This window comes from Deltaproteobacteria bacterium, from assembly GCA_016219225.1.
Classification (GTDB): Bacteria; Desulfobacterota; RBG-13-43-22; order RBG-13-43-22; family RBG-13-43-22; genus RBG-13-43-22.
The window spans coordinates 1-4,399 of record JACRBX010000062.1 but is presented as its reverse complement, the minus strand read 5'-3'; the positions used below and the strand labels follow the sequence as shown (position 1 = coordinate 4,399).

Annotated in this window: 5 protein-coding genes; all 5 read right to left on the bottom strand. The window is 49.9% G+C overall.

All coding sequences use genetic code 11. The features are described 5' to 3' along the window. Positions 1-354: response regulator (locus tag HY879_05295; GenBank protein MBI5602751.1), on the bottom strand; the 354-nt coding region annotated here is incomplete at its 3' end. 10 nt (positions 355-364) lie between these two features. Next, entirely contained in the window at positions 365-826 is a 462-nt protein-coding gene (locus tag HY879_05290; protein MBI5602750.1) for a response regulator, read from the bottom strand. Positions 827-1,172: 346 nt separating this feature from the next. Continuing rightward, on the bottom strand, positions 1,173-1,661 hold the full coding sequence (locus HY879_05285; GenBank protein MBI5602749.1) for a Spy/CpxP family protein refolding chaperone: 489 nt from the start codon (positions 1,659-1,661) through the stop codon (positions 1,173-1,175). Between the two features lie 107 nt (positions 1,662-1,768). Further along, positions 1,769-3,274, bottom strand: coding sequence for a glycogen synthase GlgA (gene glgA / locus HY879_05280; protein ID MBI5602748.1), 1,506 nt, complete (start codon positions 3,272-3,274; stop codon positions 1,769-1,771). Positions 3,275-3,511: 237 nt separating this feature from the next. Further along, on the bottom strand, positions 3,512-4,399 hold an 888-nt coding region (locus HY879_05275), incomplete at its 5' end, for a TRAP transporter large permease (protein ID MBI5602747.1).

Here is a 4,399-nt window from a genome sequence, read left to right as displayed (position 1 = left end):
TTGAACGGCTGGAACCAGGCGCTGTATTTTGTCCTTCATAAGATAGTCATGGGCCCCGTTTTTCATGGCCTCCACAGCCAATTCTTCGCCGATGGTCCCGGAAATGAGGATAAAGGGGATATCCGTCCCTGTTTCCTTGAAGAGCTTAAGGGCCTGAAGGCCATTGAATTTCGGGAGTTTATAGTCGCACAGGATAAGGTCCCAGGTCTTTTCCCGGAAGGCAGCACCCATGGCCTCGGCGGTTTCCACCCGCTGGTGTTCCGGGACGTAGCCGCCCCCCTCCAGTTCCCGGATCATCAACAGGGTGTCATCTTCCGAGTCCTCGACAACCAGGACATTCAGGGGTATTCCCATTCTTTTCTCCTTATGGTTTTTTGCTGGGGGCCGGCTCATTCCAGACCAGCCAGTAGAGCCCGAGTTGTTTAATGGCCTCATTGAATTGATCGAAATCGACTGGCTTGCGAATATAGCTGTTGGCCCCCAGGAGATAGCCGTTGTTCAGGTCACTTTCTTCATTGGATGAAGTAAGGATAACCACCGGCAATAGCTTGGTCCTTTCGTTGCTGCGTAACTGACGCAAGACATCGAGACCGTCGAGCCTGGGCAATTTAAGGTCCAATAGGATAACAGTAGGCAAGGCCGGAAGTTCTGGTCCGGCATATTTCCCTCTCCCGAAGAGATAATCCAGGGCTTCGACCCCGTCCCGGGCGACGATCAGCGGGTTGGCAATCTTTTGCTGTTCCAGTGCCCGAATGGTCAATTCCACATCATCGGGATTGTCTTCCACCAGAAGAATCACTTTGTGGCGCCTTTCGTAATTTTCCATTTTAGATGATTCCTTTCTGTGGTAACACTTTAGTTGTTTGAAAAGAGAGTTTTTTCACCGCAAAGCCGCAAAGGACGCAGAGAGATTTTTTTGAACAATCCCGTGAGAGGCGGGATTGTTCAAACCAGGTCTGGACTCCGTCCCAGAGTGCTTCCGTCCAATTAATTACCCGTAGGGTAACGAAGTTTATTGTTTGCCGGCCCCTCACCGGCAAACAATAAAAATCTTTTTCTTTGCGCTCTCTGCGCCTCTGCGGTGAAAACAGTTTTTCAAAAAACTAAACTGATTCAAAAAACCTTAAATTGGCTATGGGCTACTTTTTCCTTCCTTCGACATTCGATATTCATCATTCGTTTTTATATTCAAGCCCGGGACCTTTCCTGCCCGGTCCCATTCCACGTCCCATTCCCGGTCCTTTTCCCCAAGGGAGCCCTCTCCCGCAATGAAATCCCCAATCCATTTCAGGAAATAATTTTTCCCGTTGTTCCGGGGTTAAGATCCTCAAAGCCTCCTGTTGAAAAAAAAGGGAGCGCTCTCTGGCCTGCTGATAAAGGGATTGAATCTCACGCCGTAATTCTTCCCCCTTTTCTCCCTTATATTCTTCCGAAGCCAGGGTCCGCAGTTCCAGACGCTTGAGCATGATTTTTTTTCGATTTTGAATCAGTTCCTGGCGAAATCGGCCTCTGAGATCCTTCAGGGCTTGAACCTGCTCTGGAAGGAGATTCAGTTTTCCGGCCCAGGGCTCCGGATCAGGTGGGGCTGAAAAAGCTTCGCTTCCAACTAAGTGGAGTCCCAATCCAATGATCCAGAGAAAGTAAATGATCTTTTTTACCATACTTAATTAAAGAAAGGTCTTAGGTTCAAGGTGTGCGGAACAAAAAGTAGTACCTGATTTTTAACCTTACACCTTATACCTTGCACCTTGTACCTTGTACCTATGCCTCACGCTTTAAGCCTTTCCAGCGCCAAATGATACAGTTTGATATATTCCCGGGCCGAGACCTCCCAGGAAAAATCCTGGGCCATGGCGTTTTTCATTAAACGCTGCCATTGGTTTTGATTCTTAAAAACCGTCAAGGCCTCCTGAAGGGCGGCCCATAAGGCATCGGATTGAAACTCATTAAATTTAAAACCGGTCCCTTGGCCGGTCCGGGGATCAAAGGGAATGATCGTGTCATCCAGGCCGCCGGTGGCCCGCACCACCGGGATGGTCCCATACTTGAGGCTGTAAATCTGGTTTAAACCGCAGGGTTCATAGAGGGAGGGCATGAGAAAGAGGTCGCTGCCGGCCTCGATTTTATGGGCCAGGGCATTATCAAAATCCAGACAAATCCCTAATTTCCGGGGATACTTTTCAGCCAGATCCGTAAACAGGCGGTGATACTTTTCTTCGCCGGTGCCGAGTACCACCAGAGCCACTTTCTCATTCAAAAGTCGGTCCATGATCTCCGCCAGGAGATTAAAGCCTTTCTGATCGGCCAACCGGGAGATAATTCCCAGAACCGGATAGTCCAAGAGGTCCCCGGGTAAATGAAACCGGTCCAACAAATCCTTTTTACAAGCCTTTTTGCCGGAAAGGTTCCGGACGCTATAATTTTCCGCCAGAAAGGAATCGGTTTCCGGATTCCACAGCCCATAATCCACCCCGTTGATGATTCCGAACAGGTCATCACGGCGATAGCTCAAGATCCCTTCCAAACCGCAGCCATACTCGGGGGTTTGGATTTCCTGGCTGTATTTCCGGCTGACCGTGGTGATGATCTGGCTGTAAACGATCCCGGCCTTTAACAGATTGGCCTGACCCCAGAACTCCAGGCCCGCGGGCGAAAAGGATTCCCAGGGCAATCCGGCCAGTTCGACGATCTCCTTGGGAAAAGGCCCCTGATAGGCCATATTGTGGATGGTAAAAACAGAAGCCGTGTCCCGGTAAAAAGGATCGAAGCCCCGCCTGAAATGCAAACAGGCCGGAATCAAGCCGGTCTGCCAGTCATGACCGTGGATGATATCCGGCTGGAAATTCAGGGCCCGGGCGACACTCAGGGTTCCCTGGGAAAGATAGACAAACCGGTTGTCATTATCGAAGTAATCCCCTTTGGAAGTCCCATAAAGATTCATGCGATCGTAAAACTCGTCCCTCTCAATGAAGTAAATCGGCAGGTCTTCTTCCAACTCGCCTTGATAGATGTCGGCCGGTATCTGGCGACTGCCCAAGGGGATATTGAGATTTTCCAAGGCTTTTTTTAGGGGAAATTTGCCATGCCGCACCAGGTGGTAAAGAGGCATCACCAGACGGACATCACAACCCAGACGCTTCAAGGCCTTGGGCAGGGAACCGGCCACATCGGCCAGACCGCCGGTCTTGGCAAAAGGGACCACTTCAGGGGAGACCAATAAGACCTTGATAGGTTCGGGGTTCGGTGTTCGGTGTTCGGAGTAATCCATAGTCATGTCTCATAGCGCCCCCTGGGCTGAGCGCTTCGTTCGAAAATAACGTTAAAGCATGCTGGAATGACGGTTAAAGGGACGCATTTGCAAAAAAATACGCTGAAGCATTATTTGACGGACTTGTAAAAAGTCCCTCATTAGAATGTTTCGTGATGCCACTTGGGCATAAGTGCCCCTTTAGACCCCGCCTGAAAGACGGGGTCTAAAGAAAACTCCTGATAAAGGGATATTAACACAGAATCATTTAAAAAACAAATTAGGCAGCCAGAGGGCAATTTGGGGGAAAAACAAAAAGATGAAAAGGCAGACATACATACCGATGATATAAGGGTAGATCCCTTTATAGATGGTATTAATCGGCACTTTGGTTACACCGGAGACGACGAAGACATTAATGGCCATGGGGGGCAGGATGATTCCGATCATGGTGACCACACAGACGATGACCCCGAACCAGATCGGGTCATAGCCTAATTTCAAGACCAGAGGCAAAAAGATCGGCGTAGCCAAAATGAGGAAAGCCAGGTCTTCGATAAAAGAACCGCCGATAAGGTAGACGACAAAAATGAGGACCATGATGATGTTCCGGTTCAAGGGGAGGCCCCCCAAAAATTCGGCCGCCATATAGGGGGTCCGGGTTACGGCAAAGAAATGGCCCAAGATGGTGGCCCCGGCGATCAGAGTGATGACCATGCAGCCGATGCGCAGGGTGTCATTGATGGATTTGACAAATTTTTTCAAATCCATGTCCCTCTTGGCCAGAGTCAGGACCAGTACGGCGAAGGTACCTATACTGCCGGCCTCAGTAGGCGTAAAGAATCCCTGCATCAGACCACCGACCACCACGATAAAGATGACCAGAACCAATAAAACCGGTGGGAGGGAGGCGAACCGTTCTTTCCATGACGATTTTTCCCCTTTCGGCCCCAACTTGGGATTGATCTTGCACCACCCGTACAAGGTAATGACAAATGAAAAGGCAATAATCAAACCGGGGATGATTCCGGCCAGGAAAAGCTTGCCGATGGAAGTTTCCGTCAGAATCCCGTAAATAATCAAGGTGACACTGGGCGGGATAAGAACCCCGAGGGTCCCTACCGTGGCTACCGTGCCGCAGGACAGCCTTTT

Coding starts and splice junctions, on each gene's coding strand:
- HY879_05290 (MBI5602750.1), bottom strand. CDS start 826: ATGGAAAATTACGAAAGGCGCCACAAAGTGATTCTTCTGGTGGAAGAC.
- glgA (MBI5602748.1), bottom strand. CDS start 3,274: ATGACTATGGATTACTCCGAACACCGAACACCGAACCCCGAACCTATC.
- HY879_05285 (MBI5602749.1), bottom strand. CDS start 1,661: ATGGTAAAAAAGATCATTTACTTTCTCTGGATCATTGGATTGGGACTC.